The following is a 19,589-nucleotide window of genomic DNA, read 5'->3' as shown; positions in this document are numbered from 1 at the left end:
GCAGTCTCGGCGCAAAGCGGAACAGGGACAGATCTTTTGCGCGAAACCGAGCTTTATCCGCCGATCAAGGCGTTTCTCGAAGGTCAGGGCTGGGAGGTCAAAGCCGAGATCGGGGCGGCCGATGTTGTGGCTTACCGTGCGGGAGATCCGCCGTTGATTGTTGAACTCAAGGTCGGGTTTTCTCTGACGCTGGTGCATCAGGCGATTGACCGGCAAATGATCACTGATCTGGTGTACATCGCCGTGCCCCGTAAACCGGGCAAGCCGTTTCAGGGCGCCTTGAAGAACATGAAAAAGCTGTGCCGCCGTCTTGGGCTTGGCCTGATAACGGTTCGCCTGAAGGACGGGTTGGTCGAAGTACAATGTGACCCGGCGTCGTTTCAGCCCCGAAAGATCAAGGGGAAGAAAGCGCGGCTTTTGCGCGAGTTTTCGCGGCGCATCGGGGATCCGAATATCGGGGGCGCTGCGCGGAACGCTGGGCTGGTGACGGCGTATCGCCAGGATGTTCAGGCTTGCGCGGCGTATCTGGCCCAGGCAGGCGCATCCAAGGGGGCGGTGGTGGCAGGTGCGACGGGGGTGCGGGAAGCAACGCGGATGATGCGGGACAACCACTACGGCTGGTTCGATGTGGTAGAGCGCGGCATTTACGCGTTAACCGAGACCGGCGTGGCCGCGGTCCTTTCCATCGAGCAGGGCGCGGACTAGACGGCACCTTATGAACCTCGATCTGATCCAAAGCCTTGGTCCGACGCTTATGATTGCGTCCGTTGCGTTGGCGCTGTTTGCGGGCTTCGTAAAAGGCACGGTTGGGTTCGCTTTGCCGATGATTATGATCTCGGGGCTGGCATCGTTTCTTCCGCCGGACGTCGCTTTGGCCGGACTTATCGTGCCTGCGGTGGTGGCCAACCTTTGGCAGTCTCTGCGAAACGGCCCGGTGGCCGCGCTCGCTTCGGCACGCATCCATTGGCGGTTTTTGTTGATGCTGCTTGGGTTCATCGCGGCAAGCGCACAACTTGTGACGGTTTTGCCCGCGTCGGTGCTGTTCTTGATCCTTGGCGTGCCGGTCACAACTTTTGCGATTATCCAGCTCGTCGGCTGGCGACCCCGGATTGATGCAAGAAACCGAAGACCCGTTGAACTTAGCGTCGGGGCCTTTTCGGGGTTCCTCGGCGGAATTTCAGGTATCTGGGGCCCGCCGACGGTTTTGTACCTTACAGCGCTTGAGACCCCAAAGGGCGAACAAATGCGTGTGCAGGGTGTGGTCTATAGTGCAGGCGCGATCATGCTGGTTCTGGCACATATGAGAACCGGCGTGCTGACCGCACCGTCGGTGACGCTGTCAACAGTGCTGCTTTTGCCCGCCCTTGTCGGGCTGGCGCTTGGGTTTGTCGTGCAGGATCGCCTGGATCAGGACAAGTTCCGGAAAATGACGCTTCTGGTGCTGGTCGTGGCTGGGCTGAACCTGATCCGTCGCGGGCTGATGGGCTAGGCGACGCCCGCGAGTCTTCACTCTTTCAAAAATACCTCCAGCAGGTCCTCCGTTTAAAAAGCCGGTGGACTACCATATCACCCGATTGCCACGGCCTTCACATCGTCGTCAATGTGGCTTTCGTACTGACCAAAGTTCTCGGAAAACATCGCAACCAGCTTGGCCGCCTGACGGTCATAAGCCTCGCCATCGTCCCACGTCCGGCGCGGATCAAGCAGGATGTCCGGCACGGCGGAGGCCTTCACATGGGTCGGCACCTCGAACCCGAAATACTTGTCCTTGCGGTACTCGGCATCTTCCAAAGACCCGTCCAAAGCAGACGTCAAAAGCGCGCGGGTCGCCTTGATCGGCATCCGGCTTCCTGTGCCATAAGCGCCGCCTGTCCAGCCAGTGTTGACCAGCCAGCACGTCGCGCCGTGCGTTGCGATCTTGTCGCGCAACAACGCGCCATAGACTTCGGGACGGCGCGGCATGAACGGCGCGCCAAAGCATGTCGAGAACGTCGGCTGAGGCTCAGTCACGCCCCGCTCGGTCCCGGCCACTTTTGCGGTGAAACCAGACAAGAAGTGATACATTGCCTGCGCCGGTGTCAGCCGCGCAATCGGCGGCAGCACGCCAAAGGCGTCGCAAGTCAGCATAATGATGTTCTTGGGATGTCCGCCAATCCCAGTCTTTGAGGCGTTCGAGATATACTCCAGCGGATAGGCGCAGCGGATATTTGCGGTCAGGCTATCGTCCTGGAAATCCAGTTCCTTGGTTTCGGGATCATAGACCATGTTCTCGATCACCGTACCGAATTTAGTGGTGGTGTCGTAAATCTCGGGCTCGGCATCGCGGCTAAGGTTGATCGTCTTGGCGTAACAGCCGCCCTCAAAGTTGAACGTGCCGCGATCCGACCAGCCGTGTTCGTCGTCGCCAATGAGAACGCGCTCTGGATCGGCGGACAGCGTTGTCTTACCAGTGCCGGACAGACCGAAGAAGACAGCCGTATCGACTGGATTGCCGGGGGCGTGATTGGCCGAACAATGCATCGGCATGATGCCTTTTTCGGGCAGAAGGTAGTTCAGCAGCGTGAACACCGACTTCTTGTTCTCGCCCGCGTATTCCGTGCCGCCGATCAGGATTAGCCTACGGTCAAAGTTCATCGCTATGACGGTTTCCGACCGGCAATTGTGGCGCTTTGGGTCGGCGCGGAATGACGGCGAGTTGATCACAGTGAATTCTGGCACAAAGCTGTCCAGCTCTTCGCGGTCGGGACGGCGCAGCATGTGGCGGATGAACAGCGAGTGCCAGGCAAGTTCTGTCACAACGCGTACGTCCAATCGATGCGCCGGGTCTGCTCCGCCAAACAGGTCTTGGACAAAATAGTCACGCCCAGCCATGTGTGCCATCATATCGGTGTAAAGACGCTCAAAGCCTTCCGGCGACATCGGCTTGTTGTTGTCCCACCAGACGGTGTCTTCCACGGACGGCGTGCGCACGACGTGTTTGTCATTGGGGGACCGGCCTGTGAATTTACCGGTCGAGACCAAAAACGTGCCGCCTTGCCCCAGTGCGCCTTCCTTGCGGCGCAGTGCTTCGGCAATGATGTCAGGCTCCATGAGGTTGTAATAAACCTCGCCCAGACCCGAAATGCCTTGTGTTTCAAGCGTGTGATTGGTGTTCACCCGGCCTTGTGTCATACCCCGTCGCTCCCTTTCCCGGTAGTGCGCATGGTCCGGGCTGCCGCCCGAAGCACATGATCGGTGGTGTTAACGCCCTTATAGGCAGTCGGTTTTGGCCTTGAACAGGACGCATCCGCACAGTTAGCGCCACCAAACCATCAGACGGGCGGGTTTAGCGCCAACATGCGTCGGAGCCGCTCGTGATTTACGCGAAATCCGGCCCAACCTGTGGCGGATTAGCCGAATCTAACTAAAACAACGTTCTTCTAACGTGGCGAATACCCATGATTCGCACATTATTGTTGAATTACCGCAAAGCAGACACGAGTATGCCTAGAAAAAGACACGACAGAATGCGCCATTCATAAGGCGCCAAAGAGCAGCAAAAGGAAATCACAAATGTCCAGAATCGCGCTGGTCGACGACGACAGGAATATTTTGACGTCTGTCTCCATGACACTCGAAGCCGAAGGTTTCGAAGTCGAGACGTACAATGACGGGCAAGCCGCCCTCGATGCTTTTAACAAGAAGCTGCCAGATATGGCGGTCTTCGATATCAAGATGCCGCGGATGGATGGCATGGATCTGCTTCAGCGGGTCCGTCAGAAATCTGCGATGCCGGTTATTTTCCTGACCTCCAAAGATGATGAGATCGACGAAGTTCTTGGTCTGCGTATGGGGGCGGATGATTACGTCAAGAAGCCGTTCTCACAGCGTCTTCTGGTCGAACGTATTCGCGCGCTTTTGCGCCGTCAGGAAGTGATTGCTGGCGACGCTGAAGGTGGTGAAGTCGATCAGGCGCAGGTCATGACGCGCGGCGAGCTCCGCATGGACCCGCTGCGCCATTCTGTGACGTGGAAAACCCGCGACGTGTCGCTGACGGTGACAGAATTCCTGCTTTTGCAGGCGCTGGCCCAACGGCCTGGTTTTGTCAAAAGCCGCGATCAGTTGATGGATGTTGCTTATGACGATCAGGTTTACGTTGATGACCGGACGATCGACAGCCATATCAAACGCCTGCGTAAGAAAATGCGCATGGTTGATGATGAATTTTCGGCAATCGAAACGCTCTACGGAATCGGTTACCGATATAACGAAGAGTAAATGTTCGCGTCGGGGGTGAATGTGGTGGGCGCAAAGCCAGCCAAATACGCCGACGTCGTTTTGGGCGAGGACTGGATTGGTCCTGACGCTGCGGCGGAAAGCGAGGCACGGGCCAAACGGGACCGGCGTGGCGTAGTTGCCATGAACCGGTCGCCGCTGGCGCGTAAAATCATTACGTTCAATCTTCTGGCAATCCTCGTCCTTGTGGCGGGGGTTTTATTTCTCAATCCGTTCCGCGACAGTCTGGTTATCCAGCGCGAGCGTGGGATTGTGATCGAGGCTGAACTGATCTCGGGGTTCTTCGAGGCACAACTGCCTGAAAACGCCCCTGTCAGCCTTTCGACCGGCGATGGTCTGGATATTGCCGGTACCCTTGCGGCGCTGGAAATTCCGACTGCAGTCGAGATTTTTGTCTATGACAACGGCGGGAGCCTTGTGGCGACCACGGTCGGCCAGGAGCGTCGACCAAGCCCTGTCGCCAGTCTAGAAGGTGAGGATCGATCCACGGTTATCACCGATTTCCTGGACGGTATCTGGGCAGGCATTTCGGGTGTCTTTGGTAAGGAAAACGACGGTCCCGCCGTTGAAACTGGCAGCGAAGATTTGGTGGCGGCGCTGGTGACAGCGGCGCTTCGGGGCGGCACAGAAGTGCAGTCCCGCACGGATGCTTTCGGCAACACAATTTTTACCGTCGCCACACCCATCATGCAGGGCGTCACCCCCGTTGGTGCCGTCGCAATTGCCAGTGCAGCAGGCGAGATTGACCACCTTGTCCGCTCGGAACGCGAGCAGGTCTTGCAGATGTTTGTCATCGCTATTCTGGTGTCAATCGGCCTGAGCCTTGTGCTTGCCTCGACCATTGCAAACCCGCTTTCAGACCTTGCCGCGGCAGCCGAGATCGGGCGCGAAAAGAACGCGCGCCGCTTTAGCCCGAATCGTGTCCGTATTCCCGATTTGACTGCGCGACCTGATGAGATTGGCCGTCTGTCCGGCGCTTTGCGCGGCATGGTTGCCGCCCTTTACGACCGGATCGATGCCAATGAACAATTTGCGGCCGACGTCGCCCATGAGATCAAAAACCCACTGGCCTCGCTTAGGTCTGCAGTGACGTCCCTGCGGGTGTCCAAGCGCGAAGACCACAAGATAAAGCTGATGGACGTGATCGAACACGACACGATCCGACTGGATCGCCTTGTCACCGATATCTCGAACGCATCGCGGCTGGACAGTGAGCTGGTCAAAGAGGACGAAGAGCCGTTCGACCTGTTGCATATGATCGGCAATATCGGCGATTTTCTTGGCAATGATGCGCGCGAAAAGGGAGTCGAATTCATCACCGACATGCCGTCGGAAGAGATTGTTGTAGATGGCCTTGAAAGCCGTCTGGCGCAGGTCTTTGTGAACCTGATATCGAACGCAATTTCCTTCTGCGAGGATGGCGATGCGATCCGCGTCTGGGTGCGCAAGCGCGAAAACCGCGTGTTGGTTGTGGTCGAAGACACTGGCCCCGGCATCCCTGAGCAGGCGCTTACCAAAATTTTCAACCGCTTCTACACCGAGCGGCCCGTTGACCACTTCGGCAATAACTCGGGCCTTGGTCTGGCGATTTCCAAACAAATCGTCGAAGCGCATGGTGGCGTGATCTGGGCCGAAAACATTCGCCCCACCGACGCTGATGTCACGTCCGAGCCTTTGGGCGCGCGCTTCGTCGTCGGCCTTCCGGTCTAGGGCCCTGAAATGGCCGCGACACCGAAGGGGCCGGTCAATATCCATGCATCGGCCGTTGCGTTCGGGACGACCGGACTTTTGATCCTTGGGGCTTCGGGGTCCGGGAAATCCTCACTTGCGCTGCAGTTGATGGCGTTGGGGGCGACGCTCGTCGCCGATGATCGTGTCATTGCAACGCCCGACCTGAACGGTGGCCTGAGAATGACGGCGCCGGCCGACCTGCAGGGCATGATCGAAGCGCGCGGTGTCGGTCTGATACGCGTGGATCATCGTCCGGCGATGGCCGTCTATGCCGTCACTTTGGACGAGGTCGAAACGGCCCGCTTGCCGGAAACCCACGACACCGTGATCGCCGACGTTACGTTGCCTCTTCTCAGAAAGGTTGAGAGCCCGGCATTCCCCGCTATGCTCTACGCTCTGTTGAATGGAGGGCGCGTGGCGCCATGAACGACCAGCCATCTCAAAAATCGGTTGAGCCGGCGCGCGTCGTCCTGGTCACGGGTGCGTCCGGCGCCGGTCGGTCAACGGCGATCAATGCGCTTGAGGATCTGGGGTTCGAGGCGATCGACAACCTACCACTTAGTCTTGTTGAGCGACTTTTGGACGGACCAGCCCGCAGCGCGCCACTTGCGTTGGGTATTGATGTGCGCAATCGGGACTTTTCAACCGATGCGATGGTGGCGCTTTTGGACAACCTTGCCGCTGATCCGGATACGTCGGCTGAATTGCTATATTTGGATTGCCGGACGGACGTTCTGATACGACGCTATTCGGAAACGCGGCGGCGCCACCCGCTTGCGCCATCCGAAACCCCTGATATCGGCATTGCACGCGAGATGGAATTACTGGTGTCCGTCCGCGCGCGCGCCGATCGGCTGATTGAAACGTCGGAACTGACGGTACACGATCTGAAGGCCGAAATAGGTGAGAAATTCGGTACCGCAGCAAGCGTCAAACTATCGATTTCTGTGGAAAGCTTTTCCTACAAACGCGGGTTGCCTCGCGGGGCGGATATGGTTCTTGATGTGCGGTTTCTGGCAAACCCACATTGGGAGGAAACCCTGCGGGATTTGGACGGTCGTTCGCCGGCCGTGCAGACTTTTGTTGCTAGCGACCCAAGGTTTGCCGATTTCTTCGCGCGCACCATTGATCTGACCCAATCGCTGCTGCCTGCCTTCAAAGACGAGGGCAAGACGTCTTTGACGCTGGCTTTTGGCTGTACTGGCGGGCAACACCGTTCTGTTGCGCTTGCGGAAAAAGCGGCGAAGGCCCTTGCGGCGGCGGGGTGGCAGGTGTCAACTCGTCACCGGGAGCTTGAGCGGCGTGGCCTGCTCGGGGGGCCGGCTGCGGAAATGGGGATGCAGACGTGATCGGGATTGTCATCGTCGCACACGGCGGTCTGGCGCAGGAATATCTATCGGCGGTCGAACACGTTGTCGGCAAGCAATCTGGCATGCGCGCGATCTCGATTGCACCAGACCATGATCGCAAAAAGAAACAGGCCGAGATTTGTGCGGCAGCCGACAGCGTCGACACCGGCAACGGAGTCGTGGTTGTGACGGATATGTTTGGCGGGTCACCGTCGAATTTGTCATTGCGCGCCTGCAGCCCAAATGACCGCAAAATCATCTACGGCGCGAACCTTCCGATGCTGATCAAACTTGCAAAGTCACGGCACAAATCCGTGGCAGTTGCCGTGCGTGTTTCGCTTGAGGCGGGCCGTAAATACATCGACGCATTTGACGGATAGAGGCGCGCATGGCTGACACAGCGACCAAAACACTGACCATCGTCAACGAAAAGGGCCTGCACGCGCGGGCGTCGGCCAAGCTTGCCGAACTGGTCGAGGACTATGCAGCCGAAGCCGAAGTGTCCAAAGACGGGCTTTCAGCGGCGGGCGACTCGATTATGGGGTTGTTAATGCTGGCGGCCTCGAAGGGCACGCAGATAGACGTCGTGACGCGAGGCGACGCGGCTGAAGAGCTTGCCGATGCGATTGAAGCGCTTGTTGCGGATCGTTTCGGCGAGGACATGTAAAAGTCCCGCGCGGTTCAGCATGCGGGTTTAGCGCGTGGGAACGGGCGTCTCGCCGCGGTAATCATAGAACCCACGATCGGTTTTGCGCCCAAGCCACCCGGCTTCCACGTACTTCGTCAAAAGCGGGCAGGGCCGGTATTTGGTATCGGCCAACCCCTCGTGCAGCACGTTCATGATCGCCAGGCAGGTATCAAGACCGATGAAATCGGCAAGTTCTAGCGGACCCATCGGGTGGTTGGTGCCAAGTTTCATCGCGCTATCGATGGATGACACTGATCCGACGCCTTCGTACAGTGTATAGACCGCTTCGTTGATCATCGGCATCAGGATGCGGTTCACGATAAACGCGGGGAAATCTTCCGAGGTTGAGGCCGTTTTTCCGATTTTCTCAACCACAGCGAGGCAGGATTTAAAGGTCGCCTCGTCGGTCGCTATGCCGCGGATCAGCTCGACAAGCTGCATCACCGGCACCGGGTTCATAAAGTGGAACCCCATGAATTTCTCTGGGCGGTCCGTGCGGCTTGCCAGCCGGGTGATCGAAATTGACGACGTGTTGGATGTCAGGATCGTTTCTGGCTTCAGGTGCGGGACAAGGTCCTCAAAGATCGCGACTTTGACGGTTTCGCGTTCGGTTGCCGCTTCGATAACAAGGTCGGTTTGACCCAGATCGCTGAGGGTCAGCGTGGTCTTGATCCGCCCCATCGCTGCGTCTCGTTCGGACTGGCTGATTTTTTCGCGGCTGACCTGACGATCCAGATTGCCTTCGATAAGGTTTATCGCCGCATCCAGCGCGTCGCGGCTGACGTCAGTCATCAAAACGTCAAATCCGGAAACCGCAAACACATGGGCAATGCCATTGCCCATCTGCCCCGCTCCGACGATGCCAACCGTTTTGATATCCATGCCAAACCCTTCCAGATCTCGCCCGGACAATAGGCTTAGGCCCGTTCTGGGTGCAAGTGGGCTTGGCGTCGCGGCAGCTCAGAAACGGGCGGATTAGGCAAATATCAATGCCGATCGGAGATGTTGATTCGCGGGAATGTCGGAGAACGGAACTTGTAACACTGATCGAAGTACCGGATTCAGCGTTAGATTATGATCTGTGCCGTTATGGCGCGTCGCGCGTCATGTTTCGTGGGCCAAAATGGCCGCTTAATGGGAGCTACATCGCTGACATTGGTAGCGGTCAGACGTATGGAAAATACGGCGAGGTTCTTTTTGTTGACGCGCTTGAAGCGCAGATTGGGGAAGCCGTGGTCAATCTTGGGGTAATGCAAGCCGGATTGACCGCTACTGCGGATAGTCCCGACATTTTGCCGGCGACATCGAACGCGCGGATGACACTGGTGCAAATTCTGGATGCGCAAAATATGCCCAATCGCTTCTACTCTGTGCATCCGCGCCAAAACGATAGGTTCGTGTCGGCCTCTGTCACCGTTCAGCGGTTGTTTCCTAGTGTGGACTTCGCCGTTTCCCACGTCACCGGCCATCTCCTTGGCGCGCTGGCAGACACCGCTCAATCGGCCTTGCAACCGGTGGTATCGGAACTAAAAATCGCCTGGGTCAGCCGGCTGAAGATGATCGTGAAGTCGATTTCAGGCGACACAGCGCTTCTTTGGACGGCAGAACGCCGACCCGAGGACCCCTTGCTTGGGCAATCCGCTTGATCCGCACTTTGTGGATCGTGAAATGATAGAGACTGTGTCGCACAATTCCGCAGGGGTCATTGAAGTGATGGCGGGATGATTTTGCCCGTTGCGAAGGCATAGTCGGCAAAGCGTTTCTAGTCCATGAACGCCAGGCGGCAGAAGCGATACTTGCTCCTTCTTTATACCACAGTCAGGTCGCAACAGCCTTGGCGGGTGTCATTGTGCAGCCGCAGAAACAAAAACGCGCCGACAGTCGCCGGCGCGCTTCTTAACCGATGGGTTCGCGATCAGAGCTTTTCAAGCAGCTCTGGCACAGCCGTAAACAGATCAGCCACAAGACCGTAATCGGCCACCTGAAAGATCGGGGCTTCCTCGTCCTTGTTGATTGCGACGATGATCTTGCTGTCTTTCATGCCCGCAAGGTGCTGAATTGCGCCGGAAATGCCGACGGCAACATAAAGATCAGGGGCCACAACCTTGCCGGTCTGACCGACTTGCCAATCGTTGGGCGCATAGCCCGAGTCCACCGCAGCGCGCGAGGCACCAACGGCGGCGCCAAGCTTGTCTGCAAGGCTTTCGATCAGTGCAAAGTCTTCTTTCGACCCAACACCGCGTCCGCCGGATACTACAACGCCCGCTGATGTCAGCTCGGGACGATCGTTTTCTGCGACCTTGTCTTCAACCCATTCGGACAGGCCAGGATTTTCAACGGCGCCGATGGTTTCAACCGAAGCATTGCCCCCCCCCGCGGCCCCGTCAAAGGACGAAACGCGGATCGACACAACCTTGATTTCATCGAGCGATTTAACGGTCTGGATCGCGTTACCGGCATAAATTGGACGCTCGAAGGTCTCTGCGTCGACGACGCCCGAGATATCCGTGATCACCATCACATCAAGCAAAGCTGCAACCCGTGGAAGCACGTTTTTTGCGTCTGTCGTCGCAGGTGCGACGATGTGGCTGTAGTCGCCTGCCAAGGACACGATCAATGCCGCCGTCGGTTCCGCAAGGCGATGGCCAAGCGACGCATCTTCGGCGACCAATACTTTGGACACGCCGTCAATGGTTGCGGCTTCCGCACCCGCTGCCGAGGCCGAGGCCCCCGCGCACAATATGGTGACATCGCCCATCAGTTTCGCGGCCGTCACAGCCTTGGAGGTGGCGTCCAAAGATAGCTCGCCGTTGTTAACTTCGGCCAAAAGAAGAACGCTCATGAAAGGGCCCCCACTTCTTTAAGTTTTGCAACAAGTTCATCAACTGAACCAACGATCTCGCCTGCCTTGCGCGTGTCCGGCTCACTGGTGGCAACGATCTGAAGTCTCGGGCTAACATCGACGCCGTAGTCGGCCGGTGTCTTTTCGTCCATCGGTTTTCTCTTTGCCTTCATGATGTTCGGCAATGATGCATAGCGCGGTTCGTTCAGACGCAAGTCGACCGAAATAATTGCCGGCATTTTGACTTTAATCGTCTGCAAACCGCCATCTACTTCGCGCGTCACTGTCGCGCTGTCGCCGTTGATCTCGACCTCGGAGGCGAATGTCGCCTGCGCCCAACCGGTCAATGCCGCAAGCATCTGTCCGGTTGCGTTCATGTCGTTGTCAATCGCCTGTTTGCCGCAAAGAACAACGCCCGGCTGTTCTTCGTCACACACGGCTTTCAAAAGCTTGGCAACGGCGAGCGGTTCTATGTCCATTTGGACGTCATCCGTCGCGATTATTAGGATCGCACGATCCGCGCCCATGGCCAGAGCGGTGCGCAGGGTTTCCTGGCTTTGCTTCACGCCGATCGAAACCGCGATCACTTCATCGGCCTGACCGGCCTCTTTCATCCGAATAGCCTGTTCGACAGCAATCTCGTCAAACGGGTTCATCGACATTTTAACATTCGCCAGATCGACTCCCGATCCGTCCGCTTTGACACGAACTTTCACGTTGTAATCGATGACGCGTTTGACAGGTACCAACACCTTCATTTGCGTTAACTCCCTTGCGTTCGGGGTCAGACCCGATGATTTCTCAGTCGGTGTAGCGAAGGCAGCAGACAGAAAACAGTGCAAAATCGACGCGTTTCGGCCTGACGACGCCGCGTTTTCGGCACCCAGTACGATCATTCGAAAGAATTTTAAGAATCTAGGGAAATTTGGAATGGAAAAGGTTACCGGAATTGGCGCCGTGTTCTTTCGGGCGAAGGATCCGGGCGCATTGGCGAAATGGTACGAGACGCACCTTGGCATTAACCCCGCGCCAAAGGATATGACAACGCCGCCGTGGGTCAGTGATGCTGGGGTAACGGTTTTTCACTTTTCACCGTGGACACGCATTATATCCCGGAAGATCGGGCTTTTATGATTTAATTTCCGTGTCGCTGATCTGGATGCGATGCTGGCACAACTGAAGGTGGCCGGGATCAACGCCAGCCATGAAGACGCGATGGAAGGCGTCGGTCGCTTCGCGCGCATTCACGATCCCGAGGGGAACCCGGTCGAATTGTGGGAGCCTGCCGCTTAACGGTTCGCGCCCGGGACCCAAAGCACGTCGGCGCGGCCTTCGTCATTTGCAATGCGGGCGGCCACGAAGAACCAATCGGACAAACGGTTAAGGTAAGTTACCGCTGCGTCATTTACGGCTTCCATTGTGGCCAATTCTACCGTCAAACGTTCGGCGCGGCGCGCCACCGTCCGACAAAAATGAAGTTGTGTTGAAAGCGCAGAGCCTGCGGGAAGAATGAACGATCTCAATGGCTCAAGCCGCTTTATCATGGCGTCAATCTCGCCTTCCAGGCGATCGGTTTGCGACGAAACCATACGCAGAACCGGGTAACCTGCTTCGCCGTCCATTTCCATATCAGGACGACAAAGGTCCGCGCCAAGGTCGAAAAGGTCGTTTTGAATCAATGATAAAAGATGATCTATTTCGTCGGCTGCCTGAAGGCGGGCCATGCCAACTGTTGCGTTCAATTCGTCGACAGTGCCGTAGGCCGTGACGCGGACGGCGTGTTTTGCCACGCGCGCGCCATTGCCAAGCGCGGTCTCGCCAGCGTCGCCAGTTTTTGTATAAATCTTGTTTAGAACGACCATTTTCTATCCCCCGGAACGCTCTACGAGCACATAAATCAAGATTAACGCGATCGCGACCGCCTGAGCGTAGATGCGATAGCGCATGATGCGGTTGGCGTGTTTTCGGTTAAAGTCTCCGCCCTTGGCGAACCCACCTATTCCGGTCAGTAGAACCCCTAATACGATCAGAACTGCGATCACGACGACGACGAAAAGTGGGTCTTCTAACATGGGAACCTCGGTTGCTTGAACTGTCTTTTAGCGCATGTCTGCGGCGGGGCGAACGCGACCGTCAGCCGCGCTTCATCACCTGATCTAAAAGCGATGTTGGCAGAAGGCGACGCAAAACGTCTGCGCCATACGTCGGAACGGTCACGAAATATCGGGCTTTGGGGCGCGGACTTTCGATGGCGTGGATCACTTTGGCGGTCACGGCCGAGGCTGGCTTGCTGAACGGGCTGTTTCCCGAGCCTTTGTAAACCCTGTCGAGAAGGCCAGTCCGGTATTCCTCGACACGGAGCGAGTTTTCCCAATCGACCCATTGCTCAAAGCGCTTGACGGCGTTCGCACGAAATTTGGTGACAATAGGGCCGGGTTCGATCAGCGAAACAAAGATGCCTGCGTCCACCATTTCCATGCGCAGCGCGTCTGACCAGGCTTCAACAGCAAACTTCGACGCGCAGTAGGCGCCGCGATAGGGCGTCGCGACCAAGCCAAGCACTGACGAACAGTTTACAATACGCCCATGTCCCTGCGCTCGCATCGCGGGCAAAAGCTGAACCGTCAGATCGTGCCAGCCAAGGAAATTCGCATTGAGACTTGCCGTCATGGCTGCGCGGGACAGGTCTTCAATCGGGCCGGGAATGGCGTAGGCGCCATTATTAAAAAGCGCATCCAGTGACCCTCCGGTGGACGTCAAAACGTGGTTAACGGCCGCGGTGATGCTGTCGGGATCTTCGTAATCAAGATGAATGGCGTCAGGAAACCCATTAGCCATAAGCCGCTCGGCATCGGCCTTTTGTCGGCAGGATGCGAAAACACGCCAGCCCTTGGATTGAAGGGTTTGCGCTGCGTCAAAACCGATGCCACTTGCCGCACCAGTAATAAGGATGGATTTCAAAGCCGACGTCATCAAGCGCGTTTGCTACGATGTGTTGCGTATTGCAAGCCCGTGAATTCCGGCGAAATCACTGCGTTCGCGCCTTGCCGCTAGAATCCTGCATCGCTACACACCGTATATGGCGAATGACACTGATACCCCCAATATCGACCCTAGGCTTGTGGCTGAACCACTGCGTCGCGCCATCGGTGACCGGTATCTGACCTATGCTTTGTCGACGATCATGCACCGGGCCTTGCCGGATGCCCGGGACGGGTTGAAGCCCGTTCACCGGCGTATTCTGTACGCCATGCGCGAGCTTCGGTTGTCGCCGACCGGCGGCTTTAGAAAGTCCGCAAAGATCACCGGTGACGTGATGGGAAACTACCATCCGCACGGCAATCAGGCGATTTACGACGCGATGGCGCGATTGGCGCAGGATTTTAACGTTCGTTACCCGCTGGTTGATGGGCAGGGCAACTTCGGCAACATTGACGGCGACAATCCAGCGGCCGAAAGATACACCGAAGCGCGTCTGACCGTGGCCGCCGAAGCCTTGATGGAAGGCCTGACCGAAAACGCGGTCGACTATCGTCCGAACTATGAAGGCACATTGGAAGAACCCGTCGTTTTGCCCGCGACGTTCCCCAACCTTCTGGCCAATGGCTCGTCCGGGATCGCGGTCGGCATGGCGACGAATATTCCGCCCCATAACCTTGGTGAACTTTGCGACGCTTGCATCCATTTGGCGAAGAAACAGAACAGCGAACTGGTACGGGACGACACCCTGATCGAAATGATAAGCGGTCCCGATTTCCCGACCGGTGGCATCATCGTCGAGCCGACGGCTTCGATTTTTGAGGCCTATCGTACCGGGCGCGGTGGCTTTCGTGTGCGCGCCAAATGGGAGGTCGAAGACCTTGGTCGGGGGCAGTGGCAGGTCGTGGTCACCGAAATTCCGTATCAGGTACAAAAAAGCCGCCTGATCGAGAAGCTGGCCGAGGTCATTCAAACCAAAAAAGTGCCGATCCTTGCTGATGTGCGCGACGAAAGCACCGAAGACATCCGCATCGTGCTTGAGCCGAAGTCGCGCAATGTCGACGCCGAAGTTCTGATGAATATGTTGTACCGCAACTCGGATCTCGAAACGCGGTTTAGCCTGAATATGAACGTATTGATCGACGGTGTGACGCCGAAAGTCTGCTCGCTGAAAGAGGTGCTGCGCGCCTTTATGGAGCATCGCCGCGATGTGTTAGTCCGCCGGTCCGAGCATCGCCTTGCCAAGATCGACCACCGTCTGGAAGTGCTGGAAGGCTTCATTACGGCGTTCCTCAATCTGGACCGCGTGATCGACATTATCCGCTACGACGACGATCCAAAAGCGGCGATGATGCGCGAAGACTGGTCGCGCGATTTCGTCCGGGCGATTGACGAAACCGACTATGTTTCGCCGCCCGCTGGTGAGGGTGAGCTTAGCGAGCTTCAGGTCGAAGCGATTCTGAACATGCGGTTGCGCGCGCTTCGACGTCTTGAAGAGATGGAGTTGCGCCGCGAGTACGATGATTTGCTTGTTGAGCGTGCCGCGCTGGAAGATTTGCTTAGTGATGAAGGTCAGCAATGGGGGCAGATTGCCGATCAGCTTCGTGACGTGAAGAAGATTTTTGGCAAAGACTCCGAGGGCGGTGCGCGCCGGACTGTTTTTGCTGAGGCGGTCGAGGTCGCAGACGTGCCATTGGAAGCGATGATCGACCGCGAGCCGATCACTGTCGTTTGCAGCCAGATGGGCTGGATCAGGGCGTTGACTGGCCATATCGATCTGGACCGTGAGTTGAAATTCAAAGACGGGGATGGCACGCGGTTTGTGTTCCACGCCGAGACGACAGATCGTTTGCTAATCGCGGGCTCGAACGGCCGGTTTTACACGGTGTCCGCGTCAAGCCTGCCCGGAGGGCGCGGCATGGGCGAGCCGGTGCGCCTGATGGTCGATCTGCCGAACGAGGCCGAAATTGTATCTTTGTTCATCCATCAGCCGGGGCGCAAATTGCTTGTCGCCTCGACCGCAGGCGACGGCTTTATCGTTTCCGAAGACGAGATCGTGGCCCAGACCCGCGCGGGCAAGCAGGTCCTGAACGTCAAGGGTGCGGTGCGCGCGCTGGTCTGCAAGCCCGTCGATGGCGATCACGTTTCGGCTGTTGGCGAGAACCGCAAGATGCTGGTGTTCCCGGTGGCGGACCTGCCAGAAATGGGACGCGGCAAGGGCGTGCGGCTTCAGAAATACAAAGACGGCGGATTGAAAGATGCGCGCACGTTTACCTTGTCTGACGGCCTCAGCTGGCTTGATCCGGCGGGGCGCACGCGCATGGTTTCTGCTGAAGACCTCGCTGAATGGATCGGCGTGCGGGCAGGCGCGGGTCGTATGGCGCCGCGAGGCTTCCCGCAGGATAACCGGTTCACGTAAGGCATGGCGGCGACCAACCTTTCCACCGAGTTCATCGGACGGCGGGGGCGCATTTTCGCCATGAGTTTCGTCATGGGGCTTTGGTCTGTTCTGACCTTCGGCTTTTATCGCTTCTGGATGAAAACCCGGCTTCGGCGGTACTATTGGTCGTCGATCCGTCCCGGTGCGCGCCCTTTGGAATACGTCGGCGATCCGTTGGAAAAGCTGCTTGGGTTTTTCATCGCCGTGGTGATCCTTGCCTTCTACATCGGGGTTGTGAATTTGATCCTGATGTTCGTCAGCTTCACGCTGTTTGACGGCAACACGGCGGCCTATGTGGCGTCCTTCGTAGGCGTCATTCCACTTTGGTTTTATGCCCGCTACCGCGCCCGGCGGTACGTTTTTGCCCGCACGCGCTGGCGTGGTATTCGCTTTGGCGTGGACCCCGGCGCATGGGGCTATGCGTGGCGCGCGCTGATTTATTGGGGACTGGCACTTGGGTCGGGGACACTTCTTTGGCCGCTGATGACCCATCGGCTTGAGGCATACCGGATCAACCGGACTTGGTACGGTGATCGGCAGTTCCAGCAAGGCGGAAGCGCGCGGATGCTGGCGAAGGGCCTGATCCCGTTTTGGGCAATAGCAGCCATTGGTGGAAGCATTGTCTGGGCCAATTGGGACAGTGAATACACCGAGCTTACCTTAGGTCTTGCCCTTATGAGCGCCCCACTTCTGGTGGTCGCCTGGGGCTGGTATGCGGTGCGCAGTTTCCGGGTTTTGACGGCGACGAAGGCGGCGGGTGCCATCGGCTTCCGGTCGGCCGCGCGAGCGCCGCGCATCATCGGTATCTATGTCCTTGGCTACGGATTGGCCGGTTTTCTGACTGGGATTGCGGGGATCGTGGCAAGCTTCATATTCCTCGCCCTGATGTTTGCCGCCAAGGGGATGGCGTTCTCGCTGGACGACCTCGATAGCCTCACTGGTCCTGGGATTTTTCTGCAAGCCTTTGGCTTTGCTATCTATTTTCTTGTGTTCGTAATCTGGTCCACCCTGCGCCACGTCTTTGTCACCCTGCCGATTTGGCGCCACTATGCCGAAACGCTTGAGATCATTGGCAGCGAGTCCCTTCATGATATCCGCCAACGCGACCGCGATGAGCACCGCGAGGCGGAAGGCTTTGCAGAGGCGCTCGATCTGGGGGCGGCAATATGATCTGGGCGGCGTCCGACGCTCGGGAGATCTATTGCGACCTGTTCGACGGGCGCAGCGCTGCGATCCGCCGTGTTGCCACCGTGATCGACGCAAGCGCGAAGACACTTGTTCTGACGTTGCCCGACGGCGATGCGCTGATCTGGCCGCTTGTTAGCTTGCGATCGGTGCCGGATCAGGCCGACGAGGGGCGACTTGTCGTGACCACAACCGAGCGCGCATTGGCGCGTCTCATCGTCGAGGATGCCGGACTGATCCAGCGTATTCGACAAGGTGCCTGGCGGCTTGGTGAGACCCCCCCCGTGCGGGGTCGTGCCCGCGTTTTCGGCTGGGCGGGTGCGGCGATTGCGTCGGTCTTTCTGATCGTTTTTGTTCTGGTTCCGATCATGGCCGATCAGCTTGCCCGCGTCCTGCCGCCCGCCGGCGAAGAGGCGCTTGGAAACGCCACGCTTGGGCAAATTCAAACTGCGCTTGGCGAAGACTTCTTTCCTGTCGAGCTCTGCGAATCGCGGGAGGGACAGAAGGCATTGGACCTGATGCTTGACACCGTAGGCGGCAACAATCTTGATCTGCCCTATCCGATCACGGTCAGCGTGCTGAACCACTCGATGGTCAATGCTTTCGCCTTGCCTGGCGGCCAAGTGGTGTTCTTCCAAGGCATGCTTTCCGCGGCTGAAAGCCCAGACGAAATCGCGGCGGTTCTTGCGCATGAAATTGGCCATGTTGCCGCACGGGACCCGATACGGATTGCCCTGCGCTCGGCGGGATCATTGGGTGTTCTTGGCCTACTGTTTGGCGATTTTGCGGGCGGGGCTGTGGTGCTTTTCCTGGTCGAACAGATGATCAAGGCCGACTACAGCCGCGAAGCCGAGGCGGCAGCGGACGCCTATGGAATCACGCTCTTGCAACGCGCCAATGTCGACCCCGGTGCGCTGGGCGATCTATTTCAAAAGCTGCTGGACAAATTTGGCGACGCGTCCGGGATCGCTGCCCATTTCATGTCACATCCCGCGTTGGGGGACCGGATCGCGACCTCTCGCGCGGCGGGTGATGCGATGGGTGTGACCGGTCCGGTTATCCCGGATCAAAGCTGGGCGGCGTTGAAGGCAATCTGCGACTAACTTGCGGTGGCGTGCCGGGCGCGGTAACCCGTTTCAAAGTGGCAAAGGGGCTTATAAACATGCGGCGCGCAATCGTGATACTTCTGGCAGGCGCAATTTTGGCGGCCTGCACGGCGGAACCCGAAGACCTAAGCCTTGCGCCCGAGCCTTTGGGTGACTTCCGCCTTGGCCATAACATAGCCATTGCCGACAACGTGGTCCTTGGTCCGTTTTCGCGCGAGTTAAGCGAGCAAGCGCTTGAAACTGAGTTGCAAAACGCGGTTGCCAAGCGGCTTCGCCGGTACGACGGCGACGGGCTTTATCATCTTGGGATCGTTCTGGGCGGACTTGTTCTGGCGCAGCCGGGCATTCCGGTTGTCTATGCCCCGCAGTCGGTGATGATTTTAGACGTTTCTGTCTTTGACAACGTCACGCAGCAACGCTTGAACCCGGAAGCGAAACGCATTCAGGTCGGCGAAGGTTTCCGAAATATGGTACCATTCCTGGGGTCCGGACTGGTGCGCGAGGCAGACGTGCAGCTTGCCAATCTGTCACAAAGCGCGGCCCGCGAGATCGAAGACTGGCTAAACGAAAACCCCGAATGGTTCATCGCGAAACCCGAACGCGCGCGGGTTCCGTTTACCATATCAACGCCCGCTCCGACGGTTGTGAACATGGTGGATGAAGAAGCGACCAACTGACGCTTGATTTTCTTGCGCTGATACCATAATTGCCCCGCCATATTTGACCCCATTCAAAGGCACATAGGGCGATGGCAAAGGCAAAGTTTGAACGTAACAAACCGCATGTTAACATTGGCACGATTGGTCACGTTGACCACGGCAAGACGACGCTGACTGCGGCGATCACGAAGTACTTCGGTGACTTCCAGGCGTATGACAAGATTGATGGCGCGCCGGAAGAGAAGGCACGCGGGATCACCATTTCGACGGCACACGTCGAATATGAAACCGAGGCACGCCACTATGCGCACGTCGATTGCCCGGGCCACGCTGAC

The 19,589-nt window shown here is 57.7% G+C and carries 23 protein-coding genes; 16 read left to right on the top strand and 7 right to left on the bottom strand.

The window, feature by feature from the left end; all coding sequences use genetic code 11:
- Window positions 1-36: 36 nt before the first annotated feature.
- Complete coding sequence (locus Q1B15_RS02750) at window positions 37-705, top strand: DUF2161 family putative PD-(D/E)XK-type phosphodiesterase (RefSeq protein ID WP_299749866.1); 669 nt, start codon at window positions 37-39, stop codon at window positions 703-705.
- Between the two features lie 10 nt (window positions 706-715).
- Window positions 716-1,489 carry a sulfite exporter TauE/SafE family protein gene (locus Q1B15_RS02745; RefSeq protein WP_299749805.1) on the top strand — a complete coding sequence of 258 codons (774 nt, stop codon included), beginning with the start codon at window positions 716-718 and terminating at the stop codon, window positions 1,487-1,489.
- A gap of 77 nt (window positions 1,490-1,566) precedes the next feature.
- Here the strand turns inward: Q1B15_RS02745 and Q1B15_RS02740 are convergent, their stop codons facing one another.
- Window positions 1,567-3,171, bottom strand: coding sequence for a phosphoenolpyruvate carboxykinase (locus Q1B15_RS02740; RefSeq protein ID WP_299749802.1), 1,605 nt, complete (start codon window positions 3,169-3,171; stop codon window positions 1,567-1,569).
- Between the two features lie 381 nt (window positions 3,172-3,552).
- Here Q1B15_RS02740 and Q1B15_RS02735 point away from each other — a divergent pair, with 381 nt between their 5' ends.
- Genes Q1B15_RS02735 through Q1B15_RS02710 form a run of 6 tightly spaced genes read left to right on the top strand, consistent with a single transcriptional unit; the run spans window position 3,553 to window position 8,022 of the window.
- Window positions 3,553-4,257, top strand: coding sequence for a response regulator transcription factor (locus tag Q1B15_RS02735; protein ID WP_299749799.1), 705 nt, complete (start codon window positions 3,553-3,555; stop codon window positions 4,255-4,257).
- On the top strand, window positions 4,258-5,985 hold the full coding sequence (locus Q1B15_RS02730) for a sensor histidine kinase (protein WP_299749796.1): 1,728 nt from the start codon (window positions 4,258-4,260) through the stop codon (window positions 5,983-5,985).
- Between the two features lie 9 nt (window positions 5,986-5,994).
- On the top strand, window positions 5,995-6,432 hold the full coding sequence (locus Q1B15_RS02725; RefSeq protein ID WP_299749793.1) for a serine kinase: 438 nt from the start codon (window positions 5,995-5,997) through the stop codon (window positions 6,430-6,432).
- Window positions 6,429-7,355 carry an RNase adapter RapZ gene (rapZ, locus tag Q1B15_RS02720; RefSeq protein ID WP_299749790.1) on the top strand — a complete coding sequence of 309 codons (927 nt, stop codon included), beginning with the start codon at window positions 6,429-6,431 and terminating at the stop codon, window positions 7,353-7,355. The genes Q1B15_RS02725 and rapZ overlap by 4 nt, the downstream gene beginning before the upstream one ends.
- Complete coding sequence (locus tag Q1B15_RS02715; RefSeq protein ID WP_299749787.1) at window positions 7,352-7,735, top strand: PTS sugar transporter subunit IIA; 384 nt, start codon at window positions 7,352-7,354, stop codon at window positions 7,733-7,735. The genes rapZ and Q1B15_RS02715 overlap by 4 nt, the downstream gene beginning before the upstream one ends.
- An 8-nt stretch (window positions 7,736-7,743) precedes the next feature.
- Window positions 7,744-8,022: an HPr family phosphocarrier protein gene (locus Q1B15_RS02710; RefSeq protein ID WP_299749784.1), complete on the top strand. Its 279-nt coding sequence runs from the start codon at window positions 7,744-7,746 to the stop codon at window positions 8,020-8,022.
- 27 nt (window positions 8,023-8,049) lie between these two features.
- On the opposite strand, the gene Q1B15_RS02705 is transcribed toward Q1B15_RS02710, so the two are convergent.
- Window positions 8,050-8,925 carry a 3-hydroxybutyryl-CoA dehydrogenase gene (locus Q1B15_RS02705; RefSeq protein WP_299749781.1) on the bottom strand — a complete coding sequence of 292 codons (876 nt, stop codon included), beginning with the start codon at window positions 8,923-8,925 and terminating at the stop codon, window positions 8,050-8,052.
- 107 nt (window positions 8,926-9,032) lie between these two features.
- Between Q1B15_RS02705 and Q1B15_RS02700 the strand changes: the two genes are divergently transcribed.
- Window positions 9,033-9,689, top strand: a complete 657-nt coding sequence (locus Q1B15_RS02700) for a DUF6473 family protein (protein ID WP_299749778.1) — start codon at window positions 9,033-9,035, stop codon at window positions 9,687-9,689.
- A gap of 269 nt (window positions 9,690-9,958) precedes the next feature.
- Here the strand turns inward: Q1B15_RS02700 and Q1B15_RS02695 are convergent, their stop codons facing one another.
- Window positions 9,959-10,885, bottom strand: a complete 927-nt coding sequence (locus tag Q1B15_RS02695; RefSeq protein WP_299749775.1) for an FAD-binding protein — start codon at window positions 10,883-10,885, stop codon at window positions 9,959-9,961.
- The gene (locus Q1B15_RS02690; protein WP_299749771.1) at window positions 10,882-11,643 is read right to left on the bottom strand and encodes an electron transfer flavoprotein subunit beta/FixA family protein; all 762 of its coding nucleotides are present in this window, start codon (window positions 11,641-11,643) and stop codon (window positions 10,882-10,884) included. The genes Q1B15_RS02695 and Q1B15_RS02690 overlap by 4 nt, the downstream gene beginning before the upstream one ends.
- 172 nt (window positions 11,644-11,815) lie before the next feature.
- Between Q1B15_RS02690 and Q1B15_RS23305 the strand changes: the two genes are divergently transcribed.
- Together Q1B15_RS23305 and Q1B15_RS23300 are read left to right on the top strand one after the other, a co-directional pair.
- Window positions 11,816-12,019, top strand: a complete 204-nt coding sequence (locus Q1B15_RS23305; protein WP_366141656.1) for a hypothetical protein — start codon at window positions 11,816-11,818, stop codon at window positions 12,017-12,019.
- 30 nt (window positions 12,020-12,049) lie between these two features.
- Window positions 12,050-12,178 carry a hypothetical protein gene (locus Q1B15_RS23300; RefSeq protein ID WP_366141655.1) on the top strand — a complete coding sequence of 43 codons (129 nt, stop codon included), beginning with the start codon at window positions 12,050-12,052 and terminating at the stop codon, window positions 12,176-12,178.
- On the opposite strand, the gene Q1B15_RS02680 is transcribed toward Q1B15_RS23300, so the two are convergent.
- The 3 genes from Q1B15_RS02680 to Q1B15_RS02670 all read right to left on the bottom strand — a co-directional run bounded on the left by Q1B15_RS02680 (window position 12,175) and on the right by Q1B15_RS02670 (window position 13,858).
- A complete protein-coding gene (locus Q1B15_RS02680; protein ID WP_299749768.1) occupies window positions 12,175-12,747 on the bottom strand; it encodes a cob(I)yrinic acid a,c-diamide adenosyltransferase in 573 nt (190 codons plus the stop codon). The genes Q1B15_RS23300 and Q1B15_RS02680 overlap by 4 nt on opposite strands.
- A 3-nt stretch (window positions 12,748-12,750) precedes the next feature.
- The gene (locus Q1B15_RS02675; RefSeq protein WP_299749765.1) at window positions 12,751-12,957 is read right to left on the bottom strand and encodes a twin transmembrane helix small protein; all 207 of its coding nucleotides are present in this window, start codon (window positions 12,955-12,957) and stop codon (window positions 12,751-12,753) included.
- A 61-nt stretch (window positions 12,958-13,018) separates the two neighbouring features.
- Window positions 13,019-13,858, bottom strand: a complete 840-nt coding sequence (locus Q1B15_RS02670) for an SDR family NAD(P)-dependent oxidoreductase (protein WP_299749762.1) — start codon at window positions 13,856-13,858, stop codon at window positions 13,019-13,021.
- A gap of 106 nt (window positions 13,859-13,964) precedes the next feature.
- Here Q1B15_RS02670 and parC point away from each other — a divergent pair, with 106 nt between their 5' ends.
- The 5 genes from parC to Q1B15_RS02645 form a co-directional block, all read left to right on the top strand.
- Window positions 13,965-16,283: a DNA topoisomerase IV subunit A gene (gene parC / locus Q1B15_RS02665; RefSeq protein WP_299749759.1), complete on the top strand. Its 2,319-nt coding sequence runs from the start codon at window positions 13,965-13,967 to the stop codon at window positions 16,281-16,283.
- Window positions 16,284-16,286: 3 nt separating this feature from the next.
- Window positions 16,287-17,474, top strand: a complete 1,188-nt coding sequence (locus Q1B15_RS02660) for a DUF898 family protein (RefSeq protein WP_299749756.1) — start codon at window positions 16,287-16,289, stop codon at window positions 17,472-17,474.
- Entirely contained in the window at window positions 17,471-18,592 is a 1,122-nt protein-coding gene (locus Q1B15_RS02655) for a M48 family metallopeptidase (RefSeq protein ID WP_299749753.1), read from the top strand. Before Q1B15_RS02660 ends, Q1B15_RS02655 begins: the two co-directional genes overlap by 4 nt.
- Before the next feature lie 59 nt (window positions 18,593-18,651).
- Window positions 18,652-19,272 (top strand): hypothetical protein, encoded by a 621-nt coding sequence (locus tag Q1B15_RS02650; protein WP_299749750.1) that lies wholly within the window; start codon window positions 18,652-18,654, stop codon window positions 19,270-19,272.
- A 71-nt stretch (window positions 19,273-19,343) separates the two neighbouring features.
- Window positions 19,344-19,589 (top strand): GTP-binding protein (locus Q1B15_RS02645; protein ID WP_299749747.1); only part of this gene is annotated, 246 nt, incomplete at its 3' end.

It is taken from the genome of uncultured Boseongicola sp., from assembly GCF_937988555.1.
GTDB lineage: Bacteria > Pseudomonadota > Alphaproteobacteria > Rhodobacterales > Rhodobacteraceae > Boseongicola.
This window is presented reverse-complemented; position numbering and strand designations above follow the sequence as displayed.